We start from the raw sequence: 26,027 nt of genomic DNA, 5'->3' as shown, positions 1-26,027 counted from the left end.
CCAGGAGAGAAGAAGCTCTTCTCTCCTGGCTTGCACGTCAAATCTCGCCCAGCGCCGTCTCCAGGCTGACATGGCCGGCGAAGCCACCGTTGCCCTTGGGATTGTCGCCATGCTCGATCGCATGGGCGAATTTCACCGCCGGATCGTCCTCGAGCCGTTCGAACAGCTGCCGGAGGCCCGGATAGTCCTTGCGGTCGATCACATCGTGATATTTGGTCCAGCGCGCGATGCCGATGAAATAGGCATCGGCCAGCGTGCGCTGTTCGCCGAGCAGCCACGGGCCTTTGCCCAGCATCTTCTCCAGCTGATCATGCACCTTGGCGACATTCGCCGCCCCATAGGCGCGCAGCGCCTGCTTCGCCGGCGGCGCCATGTCATGCTCGAGCGTGTACCAGAGCGGGCCGAAGCTGCTGAAGAAGCTGGTATTGAGATAGGCCAGCGTCTGGTTCAGCCGGTCGAAGCCGGCCGCGCCCTGTTTGAAGCCGAGGCCCTTCTCGATGCCGCTCGTCCCGATGTGGTTGAGGATCGCCAGGCTTTCGCTGATGAGGCGGCCATCCTGGGTAAGAAGGGACGGTGTTTCGCCGACCGCATTGATGCGGCGATATTCATCGCTTTGCACCACTTCCGGCATGTCGATGCGGGCGAGCCGGTAGGGCTTGCCCAGCCATTCGAGCGCCACGATCGAGCCGAAGGAGCAGCCGGAAGGAACGCCATAGAACAGGATAGGGGTCATGTGAGGTCTCCTCATGTTGAAGGCTACCCACATAATCTCGTGGACTTCGGGCCGGTAGACGGCCAAAATGCATCTGAAAGTCCACAAAGTTGGACGATAAATGTACAATCTCAATGACCTCATCTTCTTCGTCCAGGCTGTGGAGCAGGGCAGTTTCGCCGCTGCGGGACGCAGACTGGGCCAGCCAAAGTCGACGGTCAGCAAGCGGGTGGCCGAGCTCGAGACGGCGCTCGGCGCTCGTCTCATCCACCGCACCTCGCGCAGCTTCGCCCTGACCGATGCCGGCCGCGATTTCTATGACCATGCCCGCGCCGCCGTGATCGAGGCGGAAGCTGCCGAAACCGTGATCCGCACCCGCTTGGCCGAACCGAGTGGGAAGGTTCGGATCACCACCTCGGTGCCGACCGCCCAGTTCCATCTCGCCGACCGTCTCCACGCTTTGGCGCACACGTTTCCCAAGCTCGAGATCGAGCTTCATGTCACCGACCGCTTCGTCGATCTGCTTCAGGAAGGCTTCGACATCGCGGTGCGCAGCCATTTTGCGCCCCTGCCGGATTCAGGGCTCATGCAACGGCGCATCAGCACCGAGCGGATCATCCTCGTCGCTTCGCCGGGCTATCTCGAGGAACGGGGAACGCCCACCGCGCCTGAGACACTCAAGGATCATGACGGGCTCTTGACCGGTCCATCGGCGCGGATCTGGCGCCTCACCGGCAGCGATGGGCGTGTGGTCGACGTCGCGCCCCGGCCACGCTTCGTAGCCGATGAATCGCTCGTTTTGTTGAAACCAGCGATCACCGGACTCGGCATAGTCTGCGCGCCGCAAAGCCATGCCGCCCAGGCAATTGGCGAAGGATCACTCGTTCATCTTCTGCCCGGGTGGCACGCCGGCGCCGTGACCACGACCATCCTGACGCCGCATCGCCGTGGCCAACTTCCATCCGTGCGTGCCGTGATCGATTTTCTGGCTGACGCGAGACAGGCCTCAGACGCATCCAGATGAGGGAACGAGCGCCTGGAGACGATCTACTTCCGAGATGATTGCCCTTACCGTCGAGGAAGTGCTTTGTCCAAAAGCATCGCGAAAAGCTTTGTTCCTACAGCCGTCCGTGATCGCAAATGCCAGACCGTTCGTGGTGGCGGCATCCGTCTGAAGTTTTTCCAAGATAGTTTCAGCGGATTTTGTGTTATCGATAGCCCATACGATGAAGCTGATCCTAACCTGATGTCCGGGCGCCTCGCCGTGATACTGCTTGAGCCAGGCAAGGACTTCTTCGCTCTGGTCGTTTCTTTCATGCAAGGCGAGTAGCTCGTCCGTATGGCGTCCGGCCAAAGAGATCGAGTCATCGAAAGGGCGGTGCAGCGCATTATACAGCAGGAATGCCTGAAAGCCCGCCAGAACCCAGCCCATGACTGCAAAGATAGCCATCAGAAATCGATGCAATGTCATGCTCGTCTCGCGCGGTTCAAATAATCTCATCCTCGTCGAAGAGCGGCACCTGCGCCAGCTCTCCGCCGATCCGCCCGATGCGGGCGCGTGAGGTCTCGGGGTCCTTCACCCGAGCGATATGGAACAGCGCATCGCCGCGATTGACGATCGGCAGATTGGTGCGCCCGATGATGATGCCGTCCTCGGGCGAGATGACCTCCACGGCGCGTTCGCCAAAGGGATCGGAGATCAGGCCGATCACTTCGCCCTTGTCTACCCTGTCGCCGGTGAGGGGCACCGCCCTGAGCAAGCCGCCTTCCGGCGCCCTGAGCCAGGCGCTCGATGTCGAGATCGCCGGCGGCACCTTGCTTCTGGCAATATTGGCGGGCGCGATCATGGAGAGCCATTTCATCACCCGCAATATGCCGATGACGCCGGCGCGGATGGCGATCTCGTCGAAGCGCAGCGCCTCGCCGCCTTCATAGAGCAACATCTTGACGCCACGGTCGCGCGCGCATTGGCGCAGTGTTCCCTCACGCAGCTTCGAGATCAGGATCACCGGCGGGCCGAAAGCTTCCGCCATCTGCAGGAGATCGGGCTCGCCGGGTGCGATGCGGATCTGCGGCAGGTTGGTGCGGTGCTGGGCGGCGGTATGGAGATCGATGCCGTAGTCGCTCTTCAGCACCACCTCGCGCATGAAGAGATCGGCGACGATGGAGGCGAGCGAGCCGTGGTCCGAGCCCGGAAAGGAGCGGTTGAGATCGCGCCGGTCGGGCATGTAGCGCGAATGGCTGATGAGGCCGAAGGCATTGACCACCGGCACGGCGAGCAGCGTGCCGGCCATGCCGGAAAGTGCCCGATGGCGGATCACCCGGCGCACGATCTCGGCGCCCAGGATCTCATCGCCATGGACGACGGCGGAAAGGAACAGCACCGGCCCCGTCTTCTCGCCATGGACGGCATGCACCGGCAGCGTCAGCGGCGTGTGGTTGGAAAGCGCGCTGACCGGCAGGTCGACGGTCTTGCGCTCGCCGGGGGCGAGCGTCGCGGCGCCGAGGCGGAACGGCTTGGCGCTCATGCGCTCATCCCTTGCCTTTCGTCCGCGTGTGGCCGGGCCTGGCTTCCGCTTCCAGGAACTGGATGATGGCTGTGGCGACATCGACTCCTGTCGCCTTCTCGATGCCTTCGAGGCCGGGCGATGAATTGACCTCCATCACCAAAGGCCCGCGATTGGACTGCAGCATGTCGACGCCGCAGACATTGAGTCCCATGGAGCGCGCCGCCTTGACGGCCGCCGTCTTTTCCTGGCGCGAGATGGCGATCCTCTCGGCATGGCCGCCCCTGTGCAGGTTGGAGCGGAAATCGCCCTTGGCGCCCGAGCGCCGCATGGCGGCGACGGGCTTGCCGTCGATGACGAAGACGCGGATATCGCGCCCTTCCGACTCCTTGATGAATTCCTGTACCAATATGGCGATGTCGGCGCCGTGGAAGGCCTCGATGACGGACTTCGCCGAATTATGCGTCTCGCTCAGCACCACGCCGATGCCCTGCGTGCCTTCCAGCAGCTTGATCACGGTGGGCGCCCCGCCAACAATTTCGATGACGTCATCGGTGCGCGTCGTGTCATTGGCGAAGGCGGTGACCGGCAGGCCGACGCCGTCACGCGCCAGGATCTGCAGCGAGCGCAATTTGTCGCGTGAGCGGCCGATGGCGACCGACTCGTTGAGCGGAAACACCCCCATCATCTCGAACTGGCGCAACACTGCGAGGCCGTAGAAAGTGTGGGCGGCGGCGATGCGCGGGATGACCGCGTCGAAGCCCTCGAGCTTCTCGCCCATATAGCGCAGCTCCGGCTTGCGGGAGGTTATGTTCATGTAGCAGCGCAGATAGTCGACCGGCACGATCTCATGGCCGCGCGCCTGGGCGGCTTCCATGATGCGCTGATGCGAGAACAGCTTGGGATTGCGGGTCAGGAGCGCGATCTTCATCGGGTCTTGGTCTTTCTGGGTCGCTTTGATCTGAGGAAGGTGCGGCTCGGATCGACGAGGAAGGTTCCCTTGATCGAGCTCCGGCCGATCAGCATGGCCGCTCCCATATCGGCGCGCTGGGTGAGGGTGATCTCGGCATCGAGCAACCGGCCGCCGATCTCGATCGCGGTGGCGATGACGGCGCGCAGCTCGATATGGCCGTTCGAGCTCTTCACCCGGCGCAGGTCATGCAGCGGCATTTCGCATTCGATCCGGCGGGAGGAGTTGCCGCGGCGCTGCAGCTTGAAGCGCACTTTCATGCGCTTGCCGCGCCCGCTGATATGAATGTCGTCGGCATGGAGGGCGGCGGAGCGGGCACCCGTGTCGATCTTGGCGACGATCGGCCCGGCGCCGAGCTCAGGCAGGCGGACCGATTCCTGCCAGCCGAGAAGGGCAGGGCCTTCATCCTCCGTATCTGTGCTGTCGTCCGCCATAGGAGTTCCGGTCTAATCTTAAAGTACGACCCGCAAAAGGGAAATCCGCCTTTTTCGTTGACGGCCCTTCAGGTTAACATTGGCCCGGGCCGGCCAAGGGAGGACGTCATGAAGGATGGAGAGCTGATGCAGGTCGCCTATCTGGTACGCGACATCGAGACGGCGATGAGGCGGCACTGGGACAATTGCGGCATCGGGCCGTGGCATGTCTACCGCTTCAAGGCGCCGGATGTGCGCGACTATCTCTATCGCGGCAAGCCCGCCACGCACGAGGTGCTGATCGCCGTCACCAAGGACGGCGGCATCCAGCATGAGCTGATCCAGCCGGTGAGCGGCTATTCGATCTATGACGAATTCCTCGACAGCCGGGGCGAGGGCCTGCATCACACCAAGCTCTATTATGCCGACTGCGCCAAGGCCGTCGCCGACTATGCGCGGCGTGGTTACCCGGTCATCCAGAGCGGCAAGTTCGATGCCGACGAGCACTATTATCTCGATACCGAGAAGGACTTCGGCTACATCATCGAGCTCGGCAATGGCGGGAAGATCCGTGAGACGGAGTGGCGCTATCCGAGGTAGGTCTCTTCACATTCGTCGGGAAGAGCCGATGACGACCGTCCGCTCTTGCATCCCCTGTCAGCCCGTCATCCCGGCGAAAGCCGGGACCATTGAATAAGCGAAAAGCGGGCAGCGCGGCTCGCGTTGAAAATCCAAATGGATCCCGGCTTTCGCCGGGATGACGGAAAATGGGTGGGCCGAGGATTCGAGTGAAGCTGTCTTCAAATGAACTCAACTATTGGCGCCCTGGCTCGCTGTCTTTCCGATACGTATAACGGAACGTGCAGCACTTCGCCCCTTGCATGATCGTCTGCTTGCGCTCGAGCGTGATGTTGGGATCGTAGCCTTCGCAGAACGTGCCGTCGCGGTTGCAGGAGAGCAGATGGCCGATCTTGCCGAGGCCCATCTCCTTGTAGGTTTCGGCATATCGGCAGCGCGTGATGTCGAAGTCGAAGCGCTCGTCATTCGCTTCCAGCACCTTCATCTCGAGCGCGCCGTCGGCGGTCCACAAATCATAGAGCCTGATGAAATCGGCCATCGAGGTGACGCCGCCCGGGGCCTTCCCGGCGAATTCCCTGCCTTCGGCGATGGCGGCCTTGCGGATCGCCTTGTCGAGAATGGCGGCGGCCTTCTCCTCGCCGATCTCCGCGACCATTTCGGCGAAAATCGGTCCGATGACCTGGGCCTGCAGGCGGCGCTTGGTGAGGGTCGGAAGGTCGGTCACGAACGCGCCGGCTCGAACAGCTCGATCACATTGCCCGAAGGATCTTCGGCAAGGATCTGCCTGCCGCCCGGCCCCTCGACAATATCATTGCGGAACGGCGTGCCGGCTTTGCGCAGGCGCGCGACCACATCCCCCAGGTCCTGCACTTCCAGCACGAAACGATTCCAGCCGCCGGGCTCAGGCTTGCGTCCATCCGGCATCGGCCGCCCGGCCGACGCATTGGGCCCGGCCACCCACAGGGTCAGGCCGTCCCGCGCCAGGATCGCCATATTGGGTCCGAATTGCTGCTTCACGGTGAAATCGAGCTGCCCGGTGTAGAAGGCGACCGCCGCGTCGACATCCTTCACCATGTAGCGCACGGTCGTCATCTTGGCGTCATCCTTCGATCTTGATGGTCTCCGCGATATCTATACCAAAGCCCGACAGGCCGACATAGTGGCGTGAGCTGGACGTGATCAACCTGATCGAGCGGACATTGAGATCGCGCAGGATCTGGGCGCCGAGGCCGACATCGCGCCACACCTGCTCGCGCAGCGCCGCACTGCCGGATTTCTCAGCACCCATCTTCTGCCCGGCCGGCACGCCGGCGGTGCCTTCGCGCAGATAGACAAGCACGCCGCGGCCCTCGCGCTTGAACACGTCATAGACCGCGTTCAGCACATGCGGCGCGCCGAAGATGTCGGCCACGATATCCTCGCGATGCAGCCGCACCGGGATGTCCTTGCCGCCGCTGATGTCGCCGAAGACGATGGCCAGGTGCTCGACGCTGTCGAAGGGGGTCGAATAGGCGAGGCCGCGCGCCTTGCCGATCGGCGTCGCGATCTCGAACTGGCTTTCCTGGTCGACGAGACGCTCGCGCGCCTGGCGATAGGCGATGAGGTCGGCGACCGAGATCACCTTGAGGCCATGCTCGCGCGCGAAGGCGACGACCTGCGGCCCGCGCTTCACCGTGCCGTCGTCATTGACGAGCTCGCAGATGACGCCGGAAGGATGCAGGCCGGCAAGACGGGCGAGATCGACCGCGGCTTCGGTGTGGCCGGAACGCATCAGCACGCCGCCCGATTTGGCGACCAGCGGGAAGATATGGCCGGGGCGCACGAAGTCGCCCGCCTGCACATTGCCATTGGCGAGGGCATGCACGGTGGCGGTGCGCTCCTTGGCCGAGATACCGGTGGTGAGGCCCTCGCGATAATCGACCGAGACGGTAAAGGCGGTGCCGAGCGGCGCGTCATTGAGGGCCACCATCGGGTCGAGCTTGAGACGGCGGGCGTCCTCGGGCGTGATCGGCGCGCAGACGATGCCGCAGCAATAGCGGATCATGAAGGCCATCTGCTCGGGCGTGATCTTGCAGGCGGCGGCGATGAGATCGCCTTCGTTCTCGCGGTCGTCATCATCGACGACGACCACCATCTCGCCACGCGCGATGGCGGCGATGGCGTCTTCGACGCGGTCGAGGTCGGAGGAGGAAGCGGGGGTGGCGGGCTTGGCGGTGTCCATGGCGGCAGGTCCGGAAAAGTCTTCGGGGCGAACGGCATTGTTGGTGAAGCTCGCGATCTTGAGCGCCAGGTCGAGCGACGGCGAGGCGCCGGCAATGAGCTGCGAGACACGGCCCTGCGAGACGCCAATGGCTTTCGCCAGCGCGGATTGGGAGGTGCCGGACTTGTCCAGCCAGTCGGGGAGCTTCATTTCCAACTGTTTAGCACTGCTAATAAGTTATGAAAAGGGACTATTAGCACTGATTAAGTTGCGATGACGCCATTCGGCCGGCGAGACGCCAGAAATTCGTTTGAAGGCTCTGCTGAAGGCCGCTTCGGAATCATAACCCACACTGCGCCCGACCGCCGAGACTTTGACCAGCCCATCGCTGAGTTGGCGCGCCGCCAGTTGCACCCGCCAGCGTGCCAGATACTGCATGGGCGGACATCCGACGAGCGTCGTGAAGCGCACTGCCAGCACCGAGCGCGAGACGCCGGCTTCCTGGGCAAGCCCGGCCAGCGTCCAGCCATGTGCCGGTCTCTCATGCAGGAGCGCCATGCTGCGGCCGACAACGGGATCGCGCAATCCGGCAAGCCAGCCGGTCTGGCGCGGATGCAGTGTTTCGAGATACACACGCAGCACTTCGACGAACATCAATTCGCTGAGACGCAGGCGGATGCATTGGGCGCCGGGTCCCACTCCAGATGCTTCACCAAGGGTGAGATCGATCAAGCTGTCGAGGAGATTGCTCACCTCACCGGTACCACGGCGAAGGCGCATCAGCCTGGGCAGGGCTCCCAGCAGTGGATTGAACGGCTGCGCATCGCAGCCAAGAAAGCCGCAGACATAGTGGGCCAGTGGCAGGTTGCCGCCGCCTTCGATGACGGTGGCGGGCAACTGGCCTGCCGCCATGGCGCGAAAGAATTCGACGGAGTGGTCCTCGGTCAACCCTGCGAGCACGTCGATTGCGCTGCACATCGCATAAGAATCTCCGTGCGGGATGACCAGGATGTCGTGCTCATGGAATTGTACCGGCGGATCATCGCCGACCCGCACCCAGCCCGATCCCTGCGTGATGATATGATAGGAGATCACGTGCTGCGCACGCGGCAGGATGATCCTGGCAAATGAATGCGCGCGTGGCACCTCGACCGACCACGGGGATGATGCGTTGACTCCGAAGAACAGCGCGCCGGTTAGTTTTATTGCCCGCAAGACGTCGGACAGCGTGTCCATGCCGGCGCCGGCTGATCGATCGTTAGGATCTTCACCGCGCGGCAGACCGTCCGATGGCTGCGAATCGGACGCCGCGACATGCGATCGGGACGTTGGGTCATGGAGTGTGCCCATGACCAAGTTTACACCCTTGTGGATGACATAACCACGCCACGCATCCTTGCGGCATGTATTCAGGAGGAGCTCTGACATGACGGCCTATTCACTTGCCGGGGAACCCCCGAAATCGCCGGCTGAAATCTATGATGCCCTTTTCGTCCCGGCCCTCTTTCAGCAATGGGGCGCGATAGTTGCGGGTGAGGCCCGGATTGAACCGGGTGACCGGGTGATCGATGTTGCCTGCGGAACCGGCGTGCTCGCCCTCGCGGCACTTGATTGTGCCGGGCCGACGGGGAGGGTGACCGGGCTCGACCCCAATCCCGACATGCTTGGCGTGGCCCGTCGCAAGACCACCCGCATCGAGTGGCACGACGGTCGCGCTGAGGAGCTTCCCTTTCCCGATCGCACTTTCGATGCCACCGTGAGCCAGTTCGGCCTGATGTTTTTCACCGATCGCGCCAGGGCCTTGCGCGAAATGATGCGCGTGCTGAAGCCGGGTGGCCGGCTGGCGGTTGCTGTTTGCGGTTCGCTGGCGCGCTCGCCCGGCTATGCGGCACTCGCTACATTGCTGGAACGGCTCTTCGGTGAGCGGATCGCCGATGCCTTTCGCGCCCCCTTTGTACTCGGTGACCGGGAATTATTGAAATCGCTATGCGTCGAGGCAGGCATAGCGCATGCAGGGATCAAGCAACACGGCGGAAAGGTCCGCTTCGCCTCCATAGCATCGCTGATCTCGACGGAACGTGCCTGCGTCTGGACATTGGGCGGACTGCTTGACGACGCCCAGTTCACACGGCTCATCAAAGAAGCGGAAAAGGCACTTCAGCCCTGCAGGGGAGCCGATGGGTCGGTGGTCTTCGACATGCCGGCACTGATCATCACCGCAAGCAGGGACAAATAAAAACGGGGCCCGAAGGCCCCGCTGAAAACCTGTCCCGGAAATCAGGCTTCCGAGAACATCTGCTCGACATGTTCCCAGTTGACCAGGTTGTCGATGAAGGCCTCGAGATATTTCGGCCGCGCATTGCGATAGTCGATGTAATAGCTGTGCTCCCACACATCGACGCCGAGGATCGGCTGCGATCCGTGCATCAGCGGGTTCTCGCCATTAGGCGTTTTCTGGATCTCGAGCTTGCCGTTCTTCACCGCGATCCACGCCCAGCCCGAGCCGAACTGGGTGGTGCCGGCATTGATGAAGTCGGCGCGCATCTTGTCATAGCCGCCGAGATCGGAATCGACCGCCTTCTGCAGCTTGCCCGGCAGCTTCTTGCCGCCGCCGCCCTTCTTCATCCACTGCCAGAAATGCAGGTGGTTGTAGTGCTGGCCGACATTGTTGATGAGGCCGGCGTTCTTTTCCTTGTAGGCCGCCTTGACGATCTTGGTCAGCGACTCCTTGGCGAGCGGGGAATCCTTGAGCAGGTTGTTGCCGTTCGTCACATAGGCCTGATGGTGCTTGTCGTGATGAAATTCGAGCGTCTCCTTCGACATATAGGGCTGAAGCGCATCATAGGCATAGGGCAAAGCGGGAAGTTCAAGGGCCATGGTGTCATCTCCTTTTTTCTGCGACGCATTCGCTTGAGTTGCGAAACCCGTCACGGCTCCTGGAATGGACGATCCGCTTGCCGCGGCAAGAAGGGTTGTTGCGGCAAGGGTTTGAAATTGGCGGCGGGTGGTCAATAAAATCTCCTCGATTTCATCGAACCCAACCCAGAGATAGGCGTTCGGGTTCCTTCTGTCAAAGATCAGGCTTCCGCTCTCAGCCATGCAAGAAGTGCCGGGTCATTGCCCGTTTCAAGGGCCGTGGCGACGCGCCGGCCGATGGCGGCGCCGAATTTGTAGCCATGGCCGGAACAGGCCGAGACGACGAGTGCCTTACCCTTGCGGTATGACAGGAATTTCTCATCCGCGGTGAAGGTGTAGGCGCAGGTGACGACGCGCGAGACGCGATAGTCATCGATGCGGGCCAGAGGTGGTGACAGTAATTTACGCAAGCTCTCGCCCTCGCCTGGAATGGGCGAGCGGTTGGCGTCGGGGGCGCTCGCCGGGCGCTTATGCACGCCGGCGCCGACCTTGAGGCCGGTGCCATCGACCGGCGGCAGCATATAGGCTTCGGCCTTGCCGCCAATGTCGAGTATGGCGGGAGCTTCCGCCCAGGCCGCCGCGAGATCGGCAGGTGGCGCCAGATAGGCCACCGCCGTGCGGTAGAGCCTCAGGCTTTCCGCCAGCTCCGGCACCAGCCGCAGCACCCAGGCGCCCGCCGCAATGATGATCTGGTCCGCAGTGATCCGCGCGCCATCGGCCAAGGTGACGCCGCCCGCCTGCTCGTCGATCGCCGTCACGCCGCTGTTGAGCCGGAGCACCGCGCCCTTTTCCTGAAGCCAGCGGGCGAGATCGCGCGCGATGCGCTGGCAGAGCAGGGCGCCGCCGGCCTTGGTGTGATAGGCATAGCGGATCGTCCCGGGGTCGATGAACGGATAGCGCCGCGCAGCGTCTTTCGGCTCATAGAGCTCATAGGCCTCGCCCATCCGGTCATAGCCCTCGCGGAATTTCTCGCCGTCATCGCCGGCGATCTGCGACATGGCGAGCACACCGCGCGCCGCCAGATGCGAACGGCCGAGATCGCCCCACATCTCCTCCCAGGCCTCGAAGGCTTCCGAGATGGTGCGGGCATAGCCATCGGCCGAGCCATAGCCACGGCGGATCATGCGATGCTCATCGCCCGAAGCCGAAAGCAGGTTGGGCAGCTCGCCTTGCTCGATCAAGGTCACGTCATGGCCGCGCTTGGTCAGCGCCCAGGCGCTGGAAAGTCCCGCTATGCCGCCCCCGACGATCGCGACCTTCATGCGACCGGCTTCTCCATGAAGACGGAATAGGGATCGTCCGTCGGATAGTCCGCATAGGGCCCGCAGCGCGTGAAGCCCCACTTGGCGAAAAGGCCCAACGCTTCCGGCTGCAGCGTGCCGGTCTCGAGCTTCATCGCCCTGAGCCCATGCTCGCGCGCATTCTCCTCGAGCTTGGCCATGATGAGCTTCGACAGTTTGAGGCCGCGCGCCTCGGGGCGCACATAGATGCGCTTGATCTCGCCATAGGCGGCATCGCGATGCCACAGCGCGCCGCAGCCCAGGGCTTCGCCGTTGCGCCGCGCCACGAAGAAATGGATGTTGGGCGAGGCCAGCGTCTCGATATCGACGAGATGATTGCTCTCGGCCGGATAGAGATGGTGGAACATCTCGTCGAGATCGCGGATCAGCTTCGTCACATCCGGCGTGCGCGGATCCTCGCGCCGGATCTCGATCTCCCTCTCGCTCACGGCTGGAAGGCCTGCAGCCCCGTCTGCGCGCGCCCCAGGATCAGCGCATGAACGTCATGCGTGCCTTCATAGGTGTTGACCGTTTCGAGATTAACCATATGACGGATGACGTGGAATTCGTCCGATATGCCGTTTCCGCCATGCATGTCGCGGGCATCGCGGGCGATCGCGAGCGCCTTGCCGCAATTATTGCGCTTCATCAGCGAGATGGCGGGCGGTGCGGCCACACCGCGCTCGAGCGCGCGGCCGAGCGCCAGCGCGCCATGCAGGCCGAGCGTGATTTCCGTCTGCATGTCGGCGAGCTTCTTCTGGACGAGCTGGTTGGCGGCGAGCGGCCGGCCGAACTGCCTGCGGTCGAGCATATATTGCCGCGCCCGGTGCCAGCAGTCTTCCGCCGCACCCATGGCACCCCAGGCGATGCCGTAGCGCGCCTTGTTGAGGCAGCCGAACGGGCCCGACAGGCCGCGCGCATTGGGGAAGATGTTCTCTTCGGGAATCTCGACATTGTCGAGCACGATCTCGCCGGTGACGGAAGCGCGCAGCGACACCTTGCCCTCGATCTTGGGGGTGGAGAAGCCCTTGGTGCCGCGCTCGACCAGGAAGCCGTGGATGCCTTCATCCTCGAGCTTGCCCCACACCACCGCGACATCGGCGATCGGCGAATTGGTGATCCACATCTTGGTGCCATTGAGCACGAAGCCGCCATTGATGCGCTTGGCCCTGGTCTTCATGCCGCCCGGATCGGAGCCGGCATCGGGCTCGGTCAGGCCGAAGCAGCCGACCCATTCGCCGGTCGCGAGCTTCGGCAGGTATTTCTTGCGCTGCGCTTCCGAGCCGTAGGTTTCGATCGGATGCATTACCAGCGAATTCTGCACGCTCATCGCCGAGCGATAGCCCGAATCGACGCGCTCGACCTCGCGCGCCACCAGGCCATAGGCGACATAGCCGAGACCCGAGCCGCCATAGCTTTCCGAATTCATCATGCCGAGAAAACCGACCTCGCCCAGCTCATTCATGATCTCGCGGTCGAAGCGCTCCTCGCGGAACGCTTTCTGGACGCGGGGCTGAAGCTTGTCGGCACAGAAGGCGCGCGCCGTGTCACGGATCATGCGCTCGTCCTCGCTGAGCTGGCTTTCGAGATCGAGCGGATCCTCCCAGTTGAACTCTGCGAGAGGGGCTGGGCCATGAGCTTTGCGGGCGGCTTGGGTCATTGGAACTCTTTGTCGTTTCGGGAGTTATCACCGAGCACGTAACAACGCCAATCGCCCTTAAAAGTCAAATCCCGCCCAATGGTGACCCAATCCCCATCCGATGAAGCGCCAGAACCGAGGCAAAAGCCGCCTCGCCTGACGTTGCGCCACGCGCTTTTCCTCGATTTCGACGGCACGCTCGTCGATATTGCGGAAAGCCCTTCCGCTATCGCCGTCCCCGCCGAGCTTCCCGCCCTCCTGATGCGGATGCAGATCTTTCTCGGCGGCGCGGTCGCCATTGTCAGCGGCAGGCCCCTTGCCGATCTGGCCTCTTATCTGGCGCCTGCCGATCTCGACTTCATCGCCGAGCACGGAGCGGTGGTGAAGCGGCGCGGCCAATCGGCGCTCGTTCCCGAACAGGCCTGGCCCGAAAGCTGGCATGCGCGGCTGCGGCAATTCACGGCGGATCATCCGGCAACCGAAGTCGAGCGGAAGTCCTCGAGCATCGTCTTGCACTTCCGCCGCGCGCCTGAGGCCGAGCGGGCCGCTTTCGACCTCGTGAGCGCTCTGGCGAAAGGCGCGGGAGGCTTCGAGATACTTCCCGCGAAGATGGCCTTCGAGCTCAAGCCGGCCTCGATGAGCAAGGGCAAGGCGATCACCGCCCTCATGGCCGAGGAACCCTATCGGCACCGCATCCCGGTCTTTGCCGGCGACGATGTGACCGATGAGGACGGCTTCGCGGCTGTTGCGGCGATGGGCGGCATGGCGCTACGTGTCGATGCCAGCTTCGGGGGCGCCACGGCGCGGGTGCGGGCCTGGCTGGCGGGCGAGATCGGCATGCAGGGAGTGGTTGCGGCATGAAGCAGATGGATCTGGGGGTGATCGGCAACTGCGCGGTTGCGAGCCTCATCGATGCCGAAGCGCGCCATGTGTGGTTCTGCTTCCCGCGCCTCGACGGCGATCCCCTGTTCAATGCGCTGGTGAACGGCGAAGGGCCGGAAGACGGCTTCATGGACATCGTGCTGCGCGACCAGCACAACTCGAAGCAGAGCTATTTGCGCAACACCGCCATTCTCGAGACGGTGCTGACCGGTGAGGGTGGTACGGTGCGCGTTCTCGATTGGGCGCCGCGCTACAAGTTGCAGGGCGAGCTGTTCCGCCCGCCCATGATCGTCAGGCGCATCGAGCCGGTGGACGGGCGCTGCCATGTGAAGATCCGCGCGCGCCCGACCTTCAACTATGGCGGGACGAAGCCTGCCGTCTCGATGGGCAGCAACTATCTGAGATATACCGGCGGCAACACCACGGTCAGGCTCACCACCGATATGCCGGTCGCCTATTTGCGCGACGAGGCATTCTTCCTGCTCGATCGGCCGGTGCATATCTTCATCGGCAGCGACGAGCCCCTGCCGCTGCGGGTCGACCGGCTTGCCCGCGATTATCTCGAGGAGACGACCGGCTACTGGAACGACTGGGTGCGCGATCTCGCCGTCCCCTTCGAGTGGCAGGAGATCGTCATCCGCTCGGCGATCACGCTCAAATTGTGCAGCTTCGAGGATACCGGCGCCATCCTGGCGGCGCTCACCACTTCGATCCCCGAGGCCGCCGGCAGCGGGCGCAACTGGGACTACCGCTATTGCTGGCCGCGCGATGCTTATTTCACCGTGATGTCGTTGAACCGGCTCGGCGCCACGACGACGATGGAGAATTTCATCACCTATCTCATCAATTCGGTGATCACCTCCAACGTCCAGTTCCTGGCGCCGCTCTATCCGATCGTGCCCGGAGCGCCGCTCGAGGAATATGAGGCGACGGCGCTCAAGGGCTTCCGCGGCATGGGGCCGGTGCGCGTCGGCAATGGCGCGTCGAACCAGCGCCAGAACGACATCTATGGCTCGGTCATCCTGGCCGCGGCGCAGATGTTCTGGGACATGCGCCTGCCGCGGCCGGGCGACCGCGCGCTCTACCACCAGCTCAAGCCGATCGGCATGATGGCGAAATCCACCTCGCTCGAAGCCGACGCCGGCATCTGGGAGTATCGCGGCCGAACCCGCGCCCATACCTTTTCGGCGGTGATGTGCTGGGCGGCCCTGGAACGGCTGGGCCGCATCGCGCATCGTGTCGATGAGATCGATGACGGCAATGACTGGTTCAAGGCTGCGGCCGAGCTGAAGCAACGCATCCTCGATGGCGCCTGGAATTCGGCGGCCGATTATTTCAGCGGCAGCTTGGGCGGCAGCGAGCTCGATGCGGCGCTGCTGCTGATGCCCGAGATCGGCATCATCGACTATGACGATCCGCGCTTCCAGAAGACGCTTTCCGCCATCGAGAAGCATCTGCTCGTCGATGGGCTGATGATGCGCTATGCCGAGGAGGACGATTTCGGCAAGCCCGAAAGCGCCTTCCTGGTCTGCACCTTCTGGTACATCGAGGCGCTGGCCAATTGCGGCCGGCGCGACGAGGCGCTGGCGCTGTTCGAGCGCGTGCTGAGCCTGCGCAATCATGTCGGCATCCTGTCGGAAGACGCCGTGCCCGCGACCGGGGAGTTGTGGGGCAATTTTCCGCAGACCTATTCCATGGTGGGCATCATCCACTGCGCCAGGAAGCTCAGCCGCACCTGGGAGGAGGGCCTATGGCGCGTCTCGTGATCGTCTCCAACCGCGTGCCAGTGCCGGCCCGGAAACGCGAGCAGCAGGCAGGCGGTCTTGCGGTCGTGCTCGAAGAGGCCCTGAAGGGCGAGGTGCTGTGGTTCGGCTGGTCGGGCCGACGGGCCGAGACGCTCATCGTCCAGCCCGCCATGGCGACGCGCGGCGCCACCACTTTCGCGACCATCGATCTGAGCGAGGCGGAATATCGCGACTACTATGCCGGTTTCTCTAATCGCAGCCTGTGGCCGCTGCTGCATTACCGTACCGGCCTCGTCGCCTTTTCGCGCGAGGAGTACAGGGGCTATCGCGCCACCAATGGAAAATTCGCCGAGGCGCTCAAGCCGCTGCTGCGCCCCGATGACGTCATCTGGGTCCAGGACTATCACCTGATCCCGCTCGGCCGCGCTTTGCGCGAGGCAGGCATCACCCAGCGGATCGGCTTTTTCATCCATATTCCCTTTCCGCCGCCCTCGGTCATCGACATCCTGCCGCCGGCGCGCGAGCTCATCACCGATCTCGCCGCCTATGATCTCACCGGATTCCAGACCGAGGAGGACCGCGAGAATTTCGCCGGCTGCGCGCGCAAGTTCCTGGCGGGCAAGGAGCAGGCGCATGCGATGGCCGCATCAGTGGCGATCCCGGTCGGCATTGACGGCAAGGCCTTCGCCAAAATGGCGAAGACATCGCGCATGACGGCGGAATCGCACCGGCTCAAGCACAGTCTCGTCGGCCGCAAGCTGATCATCGGCGCCGATCGGCTCGATTATTCGAAAGGTTTGCCGCAACGCTTCGAGGCCTATTCGGAGCTGCTCGCGACCCATGCCGAGTATCGCGAGAAGATCAGCTTCCTGCAGGTGGCGCCGCGTTCGCGCGAGGATGTCTCGGAATACCGCGAACTGAAGAAGAGCCTCGACCGGCTCACCGGCAAGATCAACGGCAAATATGCCGAATTCGACTGGGTGCCGCTGCGCTACATGACCCATGGCCTGTCGCGCCGGCTGCTGGCCGGCTTTTTCCGCATGGCGGCCATCGGCCTCGTCACGCCCTTGCGCGACGGGATGAATCTGGTGGCGATGGAATATGTCGCCGCCCAGGACGAGGAGGATCCGGGCGTCCTGGTGCTGTCACGCTTTGCCGGCGCCGCGGCGAGCCTCGATGCGGCGCTCATCGTCAATCCGCATGACACGAGTGCGGTGGCCGAGGCGATCCATCAGGGCCTGACGATGCCGAAGGAGGAGCGCCATGCCCGCTGGCTCGCTTTGATGAGCCGGATCGAGCAGGACAGCGCCGCCTCCTGGTGCCGGCGCTTCCTGGCGGGGCTCACCGCCGGCGCCACGTCGCTGCGCGCGGCATCGTAGATACAAAGGAGAGAAATGAAGGCCGTTTGCGTTCGCTTTCCGTGTGTGTTACATTATATGTGCGCCGTAACACAGAGTTTGCCATGCCGGATGCCACGTTCACATTCCGCGTTGAGGAAGATCTGAAAGTCGCTTTCGGCGAGGCCGCGAAAGCGCAGGATCAAACCAGTGCGCAATTGCTGCGCAGTTTCATGCGCGACTATGTGAAGAGACAGAGGGATCAGGCGGATTACGACTCATGGTTTCGGCGGCAAGTGCAGGCCGGTCTCGACTCGGCGAAATCAGGAGACCTGATAGCTGGTGAGGAGGTCGAGGCGAAATTCGCCAGGCGCCGCGCCGAGACACATCGAAAGCTCGGTAGATAGCTAGCGTGAAACTTCTCTGGACGGGCGCAGCGGTGGCTGACCGGGAAGCGATCTACGACTTTATCGAAGCGGACAATCCCCGCGCGGCGCTCGAACTCGATGAGCAATTCTCGCGACGCGCCGACCAGCTCATGAGGCATCCCATGGCCGGCCGGCCGGGCCGTGTTCCGTCAACGCGCGAGCTGGTCATACGGCCGAACTATGTCCTGATCTATGACATGGACGGCGAGACGGTCCGCATCCTCCGCGTCCTGCATGCTGCCCGGCAGTGGCCGCCCGCGACGGAGGAGTGACGATGACCGAAATTATCCGCCAGCCTTCCCGCTCATCATCAGTCCGAACGCATAGACGAGCGCCACTTCCTTCAGCCGGTCGAAGCGGCCGGGCGCGCCGCCATGGCCAGCTTCCATCTGGGTCTTGAGCAGCAGCAGGTTCTGGTCGCTCTTGCGGTCGCGCAGGCGCGCCACCCATTTCGCCGGCTCCCAATAGGTCACGCGCGGATCGGTGAGCCCGCCCACTGCGAGGATATGGGGATAGTCCTTTGCCGCCACATTGTCATAGGGCGAATAGGCGGCGATGATGTCGTAGAATTCCTTGCTGGCGATCGGATTGCCCCACTCCGTCCATTCGGGGGGCGTCAGGGGCAGCGTGTCGTCGAGCATGGTGGTGAGCACATCGACGAAGGGAACTTCGGCGATGATCGCCTTGAACAGTTCCGGCGCCATATTGGCGACGGCCCCCATCAGCATGCCGCCGGCCGAGCCACCTTGCGCCACGATCTCGGCCTTGCGGGTGAAGCCCGCATCGATCAGATGGCGCGCCGCCGAGATGAAGTCGCGGAAGGTGTTCTCTTTCTTCTCGCGCTTGCCGTCCGTGTACCAGCGATAGCCCTTGTCCTGCCCGCCGCGGATATGGGCGATGGCATAGATGAAGCCGCGGTCGACAAGCGACAGGATATTGGTGTTGAAACCGGCCGGAATGGTGATGCCATAGGAGCCATAGCCATAGAGCCATAGGGGCGCCGAGCCGTCGAGGGGCGTGTCCTTGCGATAGAGCAGCGTCACCGGCACGGTCTCGCCGTCATGCGCCGGCGCCTGGATGCGCCGCGTGACATAGTTCTTCGGATCGTGGCCCGATGGCACTTCCTGGCGCTTCCTCATCACCCGCGTGCGGTTGCGCATGTCGTAGTCATAGATCTCGGCCGGCGTCGTCATCGACGAATAGCTGAAGCGCAGGATGTCGGTGTCATATTCGAGCATCTGCCCGAAGCCCAGCGCATAGGCCTCCTCGGCGAAGGCGATTTCATGTTCGGCGCCCGTCGCCATCTCGCGCACCACGATGCGCGGCAGGCCGTTCTCGCGCTCGAGCCGGATGAGCCAGGATTTGAGGGTGACGATGGCGAGCACCAGGCAGCCGGCGCGATAAGGCACGAGGTCGCGCCAGTTCTCAGCGTTCGGCCGGTCGATCGGGGCGGTGACGATCTTGAAGTCTTCCGCCCCATCGGCATTGGTGCGGATGATGAGCAGGTCTTCCCAATGCTCGACGTCATATTCGATCGCGCTCTGGCGCCGGGCGATGAGGCGCGGCGCCGCATCGGGCGTCGCGGCGTCGATCAGATAGGCTTCCGAGGTTTCATGGTCATGCGTGTCTATGACGAAGAAGCGGTCGGATTGCGTCTTGCCGACGCCGGCGAAGAAGCCCGTGTCCTTCTCTTCATAGACCAGGACATCGGCGCTGGCGGCGCTGCCCAGCACATGGCGGAATATCTTCAACGGGCGATGATGCTCGTCCTGCTGGGTATAGAGGAAGCTCTTGCCGTCGGCGGCCCAGCTGGCGCCGCCGCCGGTATTCTCGATCACATCGGGGAGCTCCCTGGCCGTAGCGAGATCGCGGATCTGGATGCGGAAGAACTCCGAGCCCTTGTCGTCCGACGACCAGGCGAGCAGCCGGTGATCGGGCGATATCGAGAAGCCGCCGAAATCGAAGAAGGGCTTGGTCCCGGCCTCGACGGTGCCATCGACCAGGATCTGCTCCGGGCCTGAAAGATCGCGTGCCTTGCGGCAATAGCGCGGATGCTGCGCCCCGGTGACGAAGCTCGAATAATAGGCATAGGCGCCGTCGGGCGCCGGCACGCTCGAATCGTCCTCCTTGATGCGCCCCTTCATCTCGCGGAACAGGCGCTCCTGCAGCGCCTTGGTACCGGCCATGGCGTGCTCGGTATAGGTGTTCTCGGCCTCGAGATAGTTGCGGATGTCGGCCGGGAGGACGGAGGGATCCTGCATCACCGTCTGCCAGTTGTCGGCCTTGAGCCAGGCATAGTCATCGCTGCGGGTCACGCCATGGCGGGTATCGGCATGCTGTCGCCTCTCCGCGCGCGGCGGAACGATCGTCTCATGTTTGTTCATGTCACTTCGTCTTTTATGGATAGGGCTTCAGTGGGGAATCCGGCGAGAATAGACGGCCGGGCCTTCGGCCGCAAATCGGCTGCCAGGGAACGGATCGGTAACCAGGCGTTAAGCATAACATCATGGACAAATGGTTTCCGGATCGCTTTTTCCAAGGGTTTAAGCAGATTTAGACGCTTCACCGGCTTTAATGACGATTCTGACAAGGAGACCAGGGCCCGGCATGTCGATCGTGCAGCCTGAAAACGGACTGCCGGAACGCCGCATGATCACGGCGGATTCCTTCCGCGCGCTCAAGCTCAAGCTGAGCGGCGGCAAGCGCAGCCCCACGCCGGCTCGCGAGCCGGAAATCGTGCCGGTCATCATCGTCCCGCCCGCTTCGCCCCCGCCTTCTCTGGCCCCCGAGGCACTGCCTGAGCCTGAGGACTCTCCTGAGGCCGTGCTGGCGCAGGCGGAAGACCTCGCCCCGGCAAGCCTCGAAATCCCGGCCGAGCCAGTCGTCGAGCTGCCGGACCTCGCGCTGCCGCCGGCATTGGAGCCGGAGCCGGAGCCGGAGCCGGAGCCGGAGCCGGAAGCGGTCGAGGCACCCGCTCCCGTGCCGGTCGAGACCGCTGTGTTCGCTGACACCGAGGTGCCGGCTGTCGAGATGGCCGCGGCTGAACCACCGGTGCCGACTGAAGAACAGGTCGGTGAAGAGGCCGTGTCCGTCGTTCAGCCCGTCCTGGCCGAGCCTCCCGTCGCCGCTCCGGTTCTGCCGCCCGAAACAGGCTTCGTCGAGCGCCGCGTCCTGGAAAAAGCGCAGCCGGAAGATCCAGAAGCCGGCGAGCGTGCGTTGGCGCTGCTCGACATCATGGCTATCCCGACCGCCGGCTCGCTGCCGCAGGAACGGGCGCTTGCCAACGACACGCTTTTGCGTCTCATTCCGCGCATGCCGCTCAAGGCCCTGCGCCATCTCGCCGAGCGGGTCTGCGTGATGGAAGCGCCGTCCGAGATGCTGGTGCGCCGCCTCATCAACGACCCGCGCATCGAGGTGTCGGGTCCGCTGCTCGAGAATGCGATGGCGATCCATGACAGCGACCTGATCGCGGTGGCCAATGCCGGCAACCCGGCCAAGCTCAGGCTGATGGCGCGCCGGCGCGTGATATCCCCCGCTCTGGCGGAGGCGCTCATCCAGTCGAACCATGTCGAGACGCTGCTCAATCTGGTGCGCAACGAGGGGGCAGCCTTCTCGATCGAATCGATGTGGCGCCTCACCCGCTTCGCCGCCGCCCATCCGGTGCTCCAGGCACCGCTGGTGACGCGCCAGGACACACCCTCGCCGATCGCCTTCCAGCTCTTCTGGCGCCTGCCCTCGGAGCTGCGCCGCTATGTGCTGTCGCGGTTCCTGACCGATTCGGAAACCATCACCAAGATCCTCACCATGAACATGGAGAGCGAGGGAACCGAGCCGAAATTCGCCGATCTCTCGCTGCTGTCGCGCCTCGAGGAGGCCGTCCCGGGAGAGGCTGGCGAGATATATGCCCAGCTTACCCATGTGAGTGAGGAAACCGGCGTGCGCATCGCCGACGATGCGGGCGGCGAGGCGCTCACCGTGGCGCTCAAGGCCGCCGGCCTCACCCGGGCGCAGTTTGCCGGCATTGTGGCCAAAAGGGACGATGCCGAGGATCTGAAAGCGATTTTCGAGACGCTGTCCTTCAACAAGGCGCGCGTGCTTCTCACCTACTGGGACTGGGCGGCGCGCCGCACCGGCCCCTATGCCCGCACACCCGCCGCCTGAGTCCGCCGGGTGCGGCAGGTACATAATCAGTAGCGTGACGAATTTTGCTTCGGGTGAATAATCCCGGCGAAATAGGCTTCTTTTCGTTGTTGACCGTCTGGTCGGTGTAAAAAACTCACGCTGCCGATCTATTGATTCATCTGACAATTGATGAAATAAAACTGCACCGGAACCGGGGCAAATCCAATGCAGGAAAAAGGCAATCTTGTCGAGCTGACGGCTGATATTGTGGCGGCTTATGTGGGCAACAACACCGTCCCCCAGGCCGATCTGCCAAAACTGATCGCCAACATCTACCAGTCTCTGGCGAGCGCCACGCAGGGCGCGGCGGAGGTCAAGATGCCGGATGTTGTCGAACTGAAGCCGGCCGTGCCGGTGCGCAAGTCGGTCACGCCCGACTACATCGTTTGTCTTGAGGACGGCAAGAAGTTCAAGTCGCTGAAGCGCCATCTGCGCACGCACTATGATCTTTCGCCCGAGCAGTATCGCGAGAAATGGGGCCTGCCGCTCGACTATCCGATGGTGGCGCCCAGCTACGCCGAAGCGCGCTCGAGTCTTGCCAAGAAGATCGGCCTCGGCCAGAACCGCGCCGCCCGCCGCTGACCGCTCACTGCTGCCATGACTTTTCCGCGAGTTCCATATTTGGACTCTTGCGGCGCATCCGACCCGGATTCATAACAGCCGACAGGTGCCGGGCTGGCGATTCGGAAGCGACGGAAAGGGGATATGGCGAAGGGTCAGGGAAATGCCGCCTTCAAGGCGCAGTTGATCATCCCGGAACACCGCCAGCTCTATGAATACTGGCTGCTGAAAGCGGCCGGGCGCCTGATGCCCGACAAGCGCGATATCAGTCCTGCCCATATTCCGCGGCTGCTGCCCAATATCAGCCTGATCGAGGTCGAGATGCCGGGCGAGCGCTACCGCGTCCGCCTCGCCGGGACGCGGCTGCGCGACGTGCATGACTGCGAGACGACCGGGCTCTATCTCGATGAGCTCGACTGGGGCGACAAGCGCGATTACTGGCTCGCCGCCTATCACCGCATCGCCGAAGAAGGCAAGCCGGCGCAGGGCGTCGTCAGGGGACCGCGCACCCAGAAGGAGCACCTTGTGCAGTTCTGGCTCAAGCTGCCCTTGACCCATGGCGGCGACCGGGTCGGCATGATCCTGTGCTACGACGCCTTCCTGCCGGGCTCGGAAGTCTTCGAGACGATCGAAGAGAAGCTCGCCGCGGCGCGCTGAGGACACTCGCCGGCAATCAAGACCGATCGCGGTTGAACCTGTCATCTTGAGACCCATATGGAGGGGCGAACCCATCGGTCCCGAACCGGAAAGCGCCATGCGTTTTGTCATCCTGAGTCTCATAGGGCTGGTGTTGGGCGCGGCCTCTTTCGTCGACCCTCCCCCTGCGAAGGCCGATCCCTGCCTCTACAGCACCTGTGGCGGGAAGCAGAGGCTGTTCGGTCCGGATCTGCGCCGCTCCGACCCCTATCGCTCGCCGAACGATCTTTACAACGAGCGCAATCAGGACCGCTACAGATCGGGCATCAAGGCGAAGCCCTTCGATTTCGGCTCATCGACCGACGCCACGCGACCGCTGGGCAGCGCACCGGCGGGAAAGACCGGAAATTTCAATGGCGACCAGCCGCAGGCGCGCAGCGAGCATGTGCGCTGGTGCCTCGCGCGCTACAAGTCCTATGCGGTGGCGACGAATACCTATGTGACCTATGACGGCCGCACCCGTTTCTGCGACAGCCCGTTCAGGTAGTCGCGATCAGATCAGGTGGTCTGATGCTCCAGCGCCGCTTTGGCATCGGTCTTGATGCGCGCCACCATCGACGCCACGCCGTTCGAGCGTTGCGGCGTCAGATGCTCCCTGAGGTCCAGCTCGTCGAGCAGCGCACCAGCATCGGTGGCGAGGATCTCGGATGCCGGCCGGCCGGAGAACAGCCGGAAGATGATGGCGATGAGACCCTTGACGATGAGGGCATCGCTGTCGCCGGTGAAGGACAGGACCGGCTCGCGGCCGTTCCTGCTTTCATGCGCGGCGATCCATACCTGGCTGGCGCAGCCCTGGACCTTGTTGCGCGGCGTGCGCTCGGCCTCGGCGAGCGTCGGCAAGGCCCGCCCGAGCTCGATCACATAGCGATAACGGTCTTCCCAATCGTCGATCAGGGAAAAGTCTTCCTTCAGTGTAGCGATCGTATCCGCCATGAACCTCGCCTTGTCGCGCGCGACCGGGTGCAATATGCAGTTCAGATAGGCGTTTGGCGGCATAATCTCAAGCGCGCGAGAGACCGGTCCGCGCCCGGCTTTGAAGGCAAAACTGATCGTGATCTCAGCCCTGGCCGGCGGATTTCGGCGCCCGCCATTCGGGAATCAGGTCCTCGAGCTGAAGCGTGTTCTGCCCGGTGACCCGGGTTTCGTCGCCGGCAGAGGCGAAGCCGCTGGCCGGCACGCGATCGCTGTCGGCCGCCTGCAGCGGCAATGCCGCGCCATTTGACTCGCGCGCCCACTCATAGATGAGCTCGATGCTGTATTTGGCCTTGCCCTCGAGCTTCACCGCAAGATAATGCGCGGTGTCGCAGACCGCGGCCTGGCGGGCGCAGAAGCCGCGCATGTCGGCGAAGGTCGAGACGGCGGCCGTGAGATATTCGGTGGCGGCCGGTTCGCTGCCGGCATCGACGGCGACGGTGCGGTTCTCGGGCGGCGACGGCAGGAAATAGGCCGCGACGCCCAGGAAGAATATCGTACGAAAGATGCGCATTTCCGGGTCCCCTTGTCCCGGCGTGTGATCCGATCACGCGCCACTATGGGTTTACTGGAATAGCGCTGCGGTCTTTCTTCGGGTTGAAGACCGGCACTGCGATTTGAGTCTAAGTTTCGGCAAAATTTAAGTATTTCATTAACCATCCGGAAACGATGACGCCTTACCCACGCAAGGGCATCGGGCGTGCGCCCGGAGAGTGAAACAACCCGATATTAAGCATCTCGGATGCATGATGCGGGACAAAGCGGGGGCCGGCGCTCAGCCGGCAGGTGGCAGGTTTTCGAGTTGGGTCCGGCGTTGAATGAGTGAGAATGAAGAAGACGATGCGCCGCGTCTGGGCGCCTCGACCATCGTGGTCGGGCTGACGGTGGCCGTGCTCTCGGTCGCGATCGTCTACAATACCTTGACCCGGACTGCGCCGCAGGCGGGCCTTGCCGGCAACCCGGCCATCTTGGATGCCGATCCCATCACCGGCTCGACCCGTGTGACCGTAGACGCCGGCCAGGGTCAGGCCGGCACCGTCACTTTGCGCTACGATCCGACCGTGGAGAGCGTGCAGCGCGAGCTGGCCGCGTCCGGCCTCTATAGCGGCCAGGTCGATGGCGTCTCCGGCCGGCGCACCAAGCTCGCCATCATCGCCTATCAGCGCGCCAATGGCCTGGATGAAACCGGCGCCGCCACCACCGATCTGATCGAGCATATCCGCTATACCCGCCAGATCGCCGATGCGGTGAACATGACGGAAGTCACGCCCAACTCGCCCACTCCCCGCGCATTGCCCGCGGCCAAGGCGGTCGACACCGTGACGCGCGTGCAGGTCGGCCTGGCCGAGCTCGGCTATGAGCCCGGCGCCATCAATGGTCAGCTGGGCCGGCAGACGCGCGCCGCCATTCTCAAATTCGAGCACGACCGCGGCATCGCGCCGACCGGCGATATCAGCGCCACGCTGATCGCCGAGCTCGAGAAGATGAGTTCGCGCAGCACCACCACCGCCAATTGATGCGGCTCAAGTCCGAAATCTGGGTGCATGCTCTCCTGCGCCGCTGCTTTGTTGCCGGCCTGTTCGGCGCCGTGCTGCGCAAGGGTGCCGCCGAAGCGGGCGCCATCTATATCGTCATCAATCGTCTTGATGGCACGGTGAAGCTCCTGGGGCCGCCGCCCGGTTCGGCCATAGATGAGGCGGGCGAGCGCCTATGGGCCGAAACCGTGCCGCCGGTCACGCAGGCAACGGAAGTGACGCGCTTCATCGAGAAAATGGCGAAGTTCGATCCCGATTTCTGGGTGGTGGAGATCGAGGACCGTACGGGAACGGCGGGTCTCACCGTCATTGCCCCAGAGTAAGATGCGATTGTCGTCGCACTGGCAAGATCGCTTAGCCCGGATTTCTCAAACTAAGGAGCGCATCGGAGCGCCGAATCAGCGAAAGTTGTTGTGCTGCAATAACTTCGATGGATTCGAGGAGCGCTCCGATGCCGACAGATTGTATAACGG

Annotated in this window: 30 protein-coding genes; 14 read left to right on the top strand and 16 right to left on the bottom strand. The window is 63.4% G+C overall.

The window, feature by feature from the left end; all coding sequences use genetic code 11:
• Positions 1-37: 37 nt before the first annotated feature.
• The gene (locus tag DT068_RS25240; RefSeq protein ID WP_119392675.1) at positions 38-733 is read right to left on the bottom strand and encodes a glutathione S-transferase family protein; all 696 of its coding nucleotides are present in this window, start codon (positions 731-733) and stop codon (positions 38-40) included.
• Between the two features lie 100 nt (positions 734-833).
• Between DT068_RS25240 and DT068_RS25235 the strand changes: the two genes are divergently transcribed.
• Positions 834-1,736, top strand: a complete 903-nt coding sequence (locus DT068_RS25235) for a LysR substrate-binding domain-containing protein (protein WP_119392674.1) — start codon at positions 834-836, stop codon at positions 1,734-1,736.
• Here the strand turns inward: DT068_RS25235 and DT068_RS25230 are convergent.
• Genes DT068_RS25230 through DT068_RS25215 form a run of 4 tightly spaced genes read right to left on the bottom strand, consistent with a single transcriptional unit; the run spans position 1,719 to position 4,623 of the window.
• Complete coding sequence (locus DT068_RS25230) at positions 1,719-2,183, bottom strand: hypothetical protein (protein ID WP_119392673.1); 465 nt, start codon at positions 2,181-2,183, stop codon at positions 1,719-1,721. The genes DT068_RS25235 and DT068_RS25230 overlap by 18 nt on opposite strands.
• Positions 2,184-2,199: 16 nt before the next feature.
• Entirely contained in the window at positions 2,200-3,240 is a 1,041-nt protein-coding gene (locus tag DT068_RS25225; RefSeq protein ID WP_119392672.1) for a succinylglutamate desuccinylase/aspartoacylase family protein, read from the bottom strand.
• Between the two features lie 4 nt (positions 3,241-3,244).
• Positions 3,245-4,150 (bottom strand): 30S ribosomal protein S6--L-glutamate ligase, encoded by a 906-nt coding sequence (gene rimK, locus DT068_RS25220; RefSeq protein ID WP_119392671.1) that lies wholly within the window; start codon positions 4,148-4,150, stop codon positions 3,245-3,247.
• Entirely contained in the window at positions 4,147-4,623 is a 477-nt protein-coding gene (locus DT068_RS25215) for an ATP-dependent zinc protease family protein (protein WP_119392670.1), read from the bottom strand. Before DT068_RS25215 ends, rimK begins: the two co-directional genes overlap by 4 nt.
• A 108-nt stretch (positions 4,624-4,731) precedes the next feature.
• Between DT068_RS25215 and DT068_RS25210 the strand changes: the two genes are divergently transcribed.
• On the top strand, positions 4,732-5,202 hold the full coding sequence (locus DT068_RS25210) for a VOC family protein (protein WP_119392669.1): 471 nt from the start codon (positions 4,732-4,734) through the stop codon (positions 5,200-5,202).
• A gap of 214 nt (positions 5,203-5,416) precedes the next feature.
• Here DT068_RS25210 and DT068_RS25205 read toward each other — a convergent pair whose 3' ends face one another.
• Genes DT068_RS25205 through DT068_RS25190 form a run of 4 tightly spaced genes read right to left on the bottom strand, consistent with a single transcriptional unit; the run spans position 5,417 to position 8,809 of the window.
• Positions 5,417-5,905 carry an L-2-amino-thiazoline-4-carboxylic acid hydrolase gene (locus DT068_RS25205; protein WP_368905172.1) on the bottom strand — a complete coding sequence of 163 codons (489 nt, stop codon included), beginning with the start codon at positions 5,903-5,905 and terminating at the stop codon, positions 5,417-5,419.
• On the bottom strand, positions 5,902-6,273 hold the full coding sequence (locus tag DT068_RS25200; RefSeq protein ID WP_119392668.1) for a VOC family protein: 372 nt from the start codon (positions 6,271-6,273) through the stop codon (positions 5,902-5,904). The genes DT068_RS25205 and DT068_RS25200 overlap by 4 nt, the downstream gene beginning before the upstream one ends.
• A gap of 7 nt (positions 6,274-6,280) precedes the next feature.
• Positions 6,281-7,591: a 3,4-dihydroxy-2-butanone-4-phosphate synthase gene (gene ribB, locus DT068_RS25195; protein ID WP_119392667.1), complete on the bottom strand. Its 1,311-nt coding sequence runs from the start codon at positions 7,589-7,591 to the stop codon at positions 6,281-6,283.
• A 27-nt stretch (positions 7,592-7,618) separates the two neighbouring features.
• A complete protein-coding gene (locus tag DT068_RS25190) occupies positions 7,619-8,809 on the bottom strand; it encodes an AraC family transcriptional regulator (RefSeq protein WP_368905170.1) in 1,191 nt (396 codons plus the stop codon).
• On the opposite strand from DT068_RS25190, the gene DT068_RS25185 reads away from it, so the two are divergent.
• A complete protein-coding gene (locus DT068_RS25185) occupies positions 8,808-9,617 on the top strand; it encodes a class I SAM-dependent methyltransferase (protein ID WP_119392665.1) in 810 nt (269 codons plus the stop codon). The two genes, DT068_RS25190 and DT068_RS25185, sit on opposite strands and share 2 nt — an antisense overlap.
• 41 nt (positions 9,618-9,658) lie before the next feature.
• Here the strand turns inward: DT068_RS25185 and DT068_RS25180 are convergent, their stop codons facing one another.
• The 4 genes from DT068_RS25180 to DT068_RS25165 all read right to left on the bottom strand — a co-directional run bounded on the left by DT068_RS25180 (position 9,659) and on the right by DT068_RS25165 (position 13,237).
• Positions 9,659-10,258, bottom strand: coding sequence for a superoxide dismutase (locus DT068_RS25180; RefSeq protein WP_119392664.1), 600 nt, complete (start codon positions 10,256-10,258; stop codon positions 9,659-9,661).
• 200 nt (positions 10,259-10,458) lie between these two features.
• Positions 10,459-11,559 carry an NAD(P)/FAD-dependent oxidoreductase gene (locus tag DT068_RS25175; RefSeq protein ID WP_119392663.1) on the bottom strand — a complete coding sequence of 367 codons (1,101 nt, stop codon included), beginning with the start codon at positions 11,557-11,559 and terminating at the stop codon, positions 10,459-10,461.
• Positions 11,556-12,026: a GNAT family N-acetyltransferase gene (locus tag DT068_RS25170; RefSeq protein ID WP_119392662.1), complete on the bottom strand. Its 471-nt coding sequence runs from the start codon at positions 12,024-12,026 to the stop codon at positions 11,556-11,558. Before DT068_RS25170 ends, DT068_RS25175 begins: the two co-directional genes overlap by 4 nt.
• The gene (locus tag DT068_RS25165) at positions 12,023-13,237 is read right to left on the bottom strand and encodes an acyl-CoA dehydrogenase (protein ID WP_119392661.1); all 1,215 of its coding nucleotides are present in this window, start codon (positions 13,235-13,237) and stop codon (positions 12,023-12,025) included. Before DT068_RS25165 ends, DT068_RS25170 begins: the two co-directional genes overlap by 4 nt.
• Before the next feature lie 141 nt (positions 13,238-13,378).
• On the opposite strand from DT068_RS25165, the gene otsB reads away from it, so the two are divergent.
• The 5 genes from otsB to DT068_RS25140 all read left to right on the top strand — a co-directional run bounded on the left by otsB (position 13,379) and on the right by DT068_RS25140 (position 17,880).
• The gene (gene otsB, locus DT068_RS25160) at positions 13,379-14,077 is read left to right on the top strand and encodes a trehalose-phosphatase (RefSeq protein ID WP_162914440.1); all 699 of its coding nucleotides are present in this window, start codon (positions 13,379-13,381) and stop codon (positions 14,075-14,077) included.
• Positions 14,074-15,864 carry a glycoside hydrolase family 15 protein gene (locus tag DT068_RS25155; RefSeq protein ID WP_119392659.1) on the top strand — a complete coding sequence of 597 codons (1,791 nt, stop codon included), beginning with the start codon at positions 14,074-14,076 and terminating at the stop codon, positions 15,862-15,864. Before otsB ends, DT068_RS25155 begins: the two co-directional genes overlap by 4 nt.
• Positions 15,849-17,222, top strand: coding sequence for an alpha,alpha-trehalose-phosphate synthase (UDP-forming) (locus tag DT068_RS25150; protein WP_119392658.1), 1,374 nt, complete (start codon positions 15,849-15,851; stop codon positions 17,220-17,222). Before DT068_RS25155 ends, DT068_RS25150 begins: the two co-directional genes overlap by 16 nt.
• Positions 17,223-17,305: 83 nt before the next feature.
• A complete protein-coding gene (locus DT068_RS25145) occupies positions 17,306-17,587 on the top strand; it encodes a CopG family ribbon-helix-helix protein (protein WP_119392657.1) in 282 nt (93 codons plus the stop codon).
• Positions 17,588-17,592: 5 nt separating this feature from the next.
• Complete coding sequence (locus DT068_RS25140) at positions 17,593-17,880, top strand: type II toxin-antitoxin system RelE/ParE family toxin (RefSeq protein ID WP_119392656.1); 288 nt, start codon at positions 17,593-17,595, stop codon at positions 17,878-17,880.
• Positions 17,881-17,892: 12 nt separating this feature from the next.
• Here the strand turns inward: DT068_RS25140 and DT068_RS25135 are convergent, their stop codons facing one another.
• Positions 17,893-19,992, bottom strand: coding sequence for a S9 family peptidase (locus DT068_RS25135; RefSeq protein ID WP_119392655.1), 2,100 nt, complete (start codon positions 19,990-19,992; stop codon positions 17,893-17,895).
• Between the two features lie 223 nt (positions 19,993-20,215).
• Between DT068_RS25135 and DT068_RS25120 the strand changes: the two genes are divergently transcribed.
• From DT068_RS25120 to DT068_RS25105, 4 genes are all read left to right on the top strand, one after another.
• Positions 20,216-21,769, top strand: a complete 1,554-nt coding sequence (locus DT068_RS25120) for a DUF2336 domain-containing protein (RefSeq protein ID WP_162914439.1) — start codon at positions 20,216-20,218, stop codon at positions 21,767-21,769.
• Positions 21,770-21,955: 186 nt separating this feature from the next.
• Positions 21,956-22,372 (top strand): Ros/MucR family transcriptional regulator, encoded by a 417-nt coding sequence (locus DT068_RS25115; RefSeq protein WP_119392652.1) that lies wholly within the window; start codon positions 21,956-21,958, stop codon positions 22,370-22,372.
• A 123-nt stretch (positions 22,373-22,495) separates the two neighbouring features.
• Positions 22,496-23,008, top strand: coding sequence for a PAS domain-containing protein (locus DT068_RS25110; RefSeq protein WP_119392651.1), 513 nt, complete (start codon positions 22,496-22,498; stop codon positions 23,006-23,008).
• A 97-nt stretch (positions 23,009-23,105) separates the two neighbouring features.
• A complete protein-coding gene (locus DT068_RS25105; protein ID WP_119392650.1) occupies positions 23,106-23,534 on the top strand; it encodes a BA14K family protein in 429 nt (142 codons plus the stop codon).
• Positions 23,535-23,545: 11 nt separating this feature from the next.
• On the opposite strand, the gene DT068_RS25100 is transcribed toward DT068_RS25105, so the two are convergent.
• Both DT068_RS25100 and DT068_RS25095 read right to left on the bottom strand, forming a co-directional pair.
• Complete coding sequence (locus DT068_RS25100) at positions 23,546-23,980, bottom strand: SufE family protein (protein ID WP_119392828.1); 435 nt, start codon at positions 23,978-23,980, stop codon at positions 23,546-23,548.
• 124 nt (positions 23,981-24,104) lie between these two features.
• A complete protein-coding gene (locus DT068_RS25095) occupies positions 24,105-24,533 on the bottom strand; it encodes a DUF5330 domain-containing protein (protein ID WP_119392649.1) in 429 nt (142 codons plus the stop codon).
• Positions 24,534-24,837: 304 nt separating this feature from the next.
• Here DT068_RS25095 and DT068_RS25090 point away from each other — a divergent pair, with 304 nt between their 5' ends.
• Positions 24,838-25,536, top strand: a complete 699-nt coding sequence (locus DT068_RS25090; protein WP_119392648.1) for a peptidoglycan-binding domain-containing protein — start codon at positions 24,838-24,840, stop codon at positions 25,534-25,536.
• The gene (locus tag DT068_RS25085; protein WP_119392647.1) at positions 25,536-25,877 is read left to right on the top strand and encodes a DUF1491 family protein; all 342 of its coding nucleotides are present in this window, start codon (positions 25,536-25,538) and stop codon (positions 25,875-25,877) included. Before DT068_RS25090 ends, DT068_RS25085 begins: the two co-directional genes overlap by 1 nt.
• The last annotated feature ends 150 nt before the right edge of the window (positions 25,878-26,027 follow it).

It is taken from the genome of Taklimakanibacter lacteus (assembly GCA_003576695.1).
Taxonomy (GTDB): Bacteria; Pseudomonadota; Alphaproteobacteria; order Rhizobiales; family Aestuariivirgaceae; genus Taklimakanibacter; species Taklimakanibacter lacteus.
This window is presented reverse-complemented; position numbering and strand designations above follow the sequence as displayed.

Bases quoted from the DNA above. Each gene is read 5' to 3' on its own strand.
- DT068_RS25095 (WP_119392649.1), bottom strand. From the start codon at position 24,533: ATGCGCATCTTTCGTACGATATTCTTCCTGGGCGTCGCGGCCTATTTC.
- DT068_RS25090 (WP_119392648.1), top strand. From the start codon at position 24,838: ATGAGTGAGAATGAAGAAGACGATGCGCCGCGTCTGGGCGCCTCGACC.
- DT068_RS25180 (WP_119392664.1), bottom strand. From the start codon at position 10,258: ATGGCCCTTGAACTTCCCGCTTTGCCCTATGCCTATGATGCGCTTCAG.
- DT068_RS25120 (WP_162914439.1), top strand. From the start codon at position 20,216: ATGTCGATCGTGCAGCCTGAAAACGGACTGCCGGAACGCCGCATGATC.
- rimK (WP_119392671.1), bottom strand. From the start codon at position 4,150: ATGAAGATCGCGCTCCTGACCCGCAATCCCAAGCTGTTCTCGCATCAG.
- DT068_RS25210 (WP_119392669.1), top strand. From the start codon at position 4,732: ATGAAGGATGGAGAGCTGATGCAGGTCGCCTATCTGGTACGCGACATC.
- DT068_RS25165 (WP_119392661.1), bottom strand. From the start codon at position 13,237: ATGACCCAAGCCGCCCGCAAAGCTCATGGCCCAGCCCCTCTCGCAGAG.
- DT068_RS25230 (WP_119392673.1), bottom strand. From the start codon at position 2,183: ATGACATTGCATCGATTTCTGATGGCTATCTTTGCAGTCATGGGCTGG.
- DT068_RS25190 (WP_368905170.1), bottom strand. From the start codon at position 8,809: ATGTCAGAGCTCCTCCTGAATACATGCCGCAAGGATGCGTGGCGTGGT.
- DT068_RS25105 (WP_119392650.1), top strand. From the start codon at position 23,106: ATGCGTTTTGTCATCCTGAGTCTCATAGGGCTGGTGTTGGGCGCGGCC.
- DT068_RS25185 (WP_119392665.1), top strand. From the start codon at position 8,808: ATGACGGCCTATTCACTTGCCGGGGAACCCCCGAAATCGCCGGCTGAA.
- DT068_RS25150 (WP_119392658.1), top strand. From the start codon at position 15,849: ATGGCGCGTCTCGTGATCGTCTCCAACCGCGTGCCAGTGCCGGCCCGG.
- DT068_RS25100 (WP_119392828.1), bottom strand. From the start codon at position 23,980: ATGGCGGATACGATCGCTACACTGAAGGAAGACTTTTCCCTGATCGAC.
- DT068_RS25110 (WP_119392651.1), top strand. From the start codon at position 22,496: ATGGCGAAGGGTCAGGGAAATGCCGCCTTCAAGGCGCAGTTGATCATC.
- ribB (WP_119392667.1), bottom strand. From the start codon at position 7,591: ATGAAGCTCCCCGACTGGCTGGACAAGTCCGGCACCTCCCAATCCGCG.
- DT068_RS25155 (WP_119392659.1), top strand. From the start codon at position 14,074: ATGAAGCAGATGGATCTGGGGGTGATCGGCAACTGCGCGGTTGCGAGC.
- DT068_RS25115 (WP_119392652.1), top strand. From the start codon at position 21,956: ATGCAGGAAAAAGGCAATCTTGTCGAGCTGACGGCTGATATTGTGGCG.
- DT068_RS25240 (WP_119392675.1), bottom strand. From the start codon at position 733: ATGACCCCTATCCTGTTCTATGGCGTTCCTTCCGGCTGCTCCTTCGGC.
- DT068_RS25175 (WP_119392663.1), bottom strand. From the start codon at position 11,559: ATGAAGGTCGCGATCGTCGGGGGCGGCATAGCGGGACTTTCCAGCGCC.
- DT068_RS25135 (WP_119392655.1), bottom strand. From the start codon at position 19,992: ATGAACAAACATGAGACGATCGTTCCGCCGCGCGCGGAGAGGCGACAG.
- DT068_RS25200 (WP_119392668.1), bottom strand. From the start codon at position 6,273: ATGACGACCGTGCGCTACATGGTGAAGGATGTCGACGCGGCGGTCGCC.
- DT068_RS25215 (WP_119392670.1), bottom strand. From the start codon at position 4,623: ATGGCGGACGACAGCACAGATACGGAGGATGAAGGCCCTGCCCTTCTC.
- DT068_RS25085 (WP_119392647.1), top strand. From the start codon at position 25,536: ATGCGGCTCAAGTCCGAAATCTGGGTGCATGCTCTCCTGCGCCGCTGC.
- DT068_RS25225 (WP_119392672.1), bottom strand. From the start codon at position 3,240: ATGAGCGCCAAGCCGTTCCGCCTCGGCGCCGCGACGCTCGCCCCCGGC.
- DT068_RS25235 (WP_119392674.1), top strand. From the start codon at position 834: ATGTACAATCTCAATGACCTCATCTTCTTCGTCCAGGCTGTGGAGCAG.
- DT068_RS25145 (WP_119392657.1), top strand. From the start codon at position 17,306: ATGCCGGATGCCACGTTCACATTCCGCGTTGAGGAAGATCTGAAAGTC.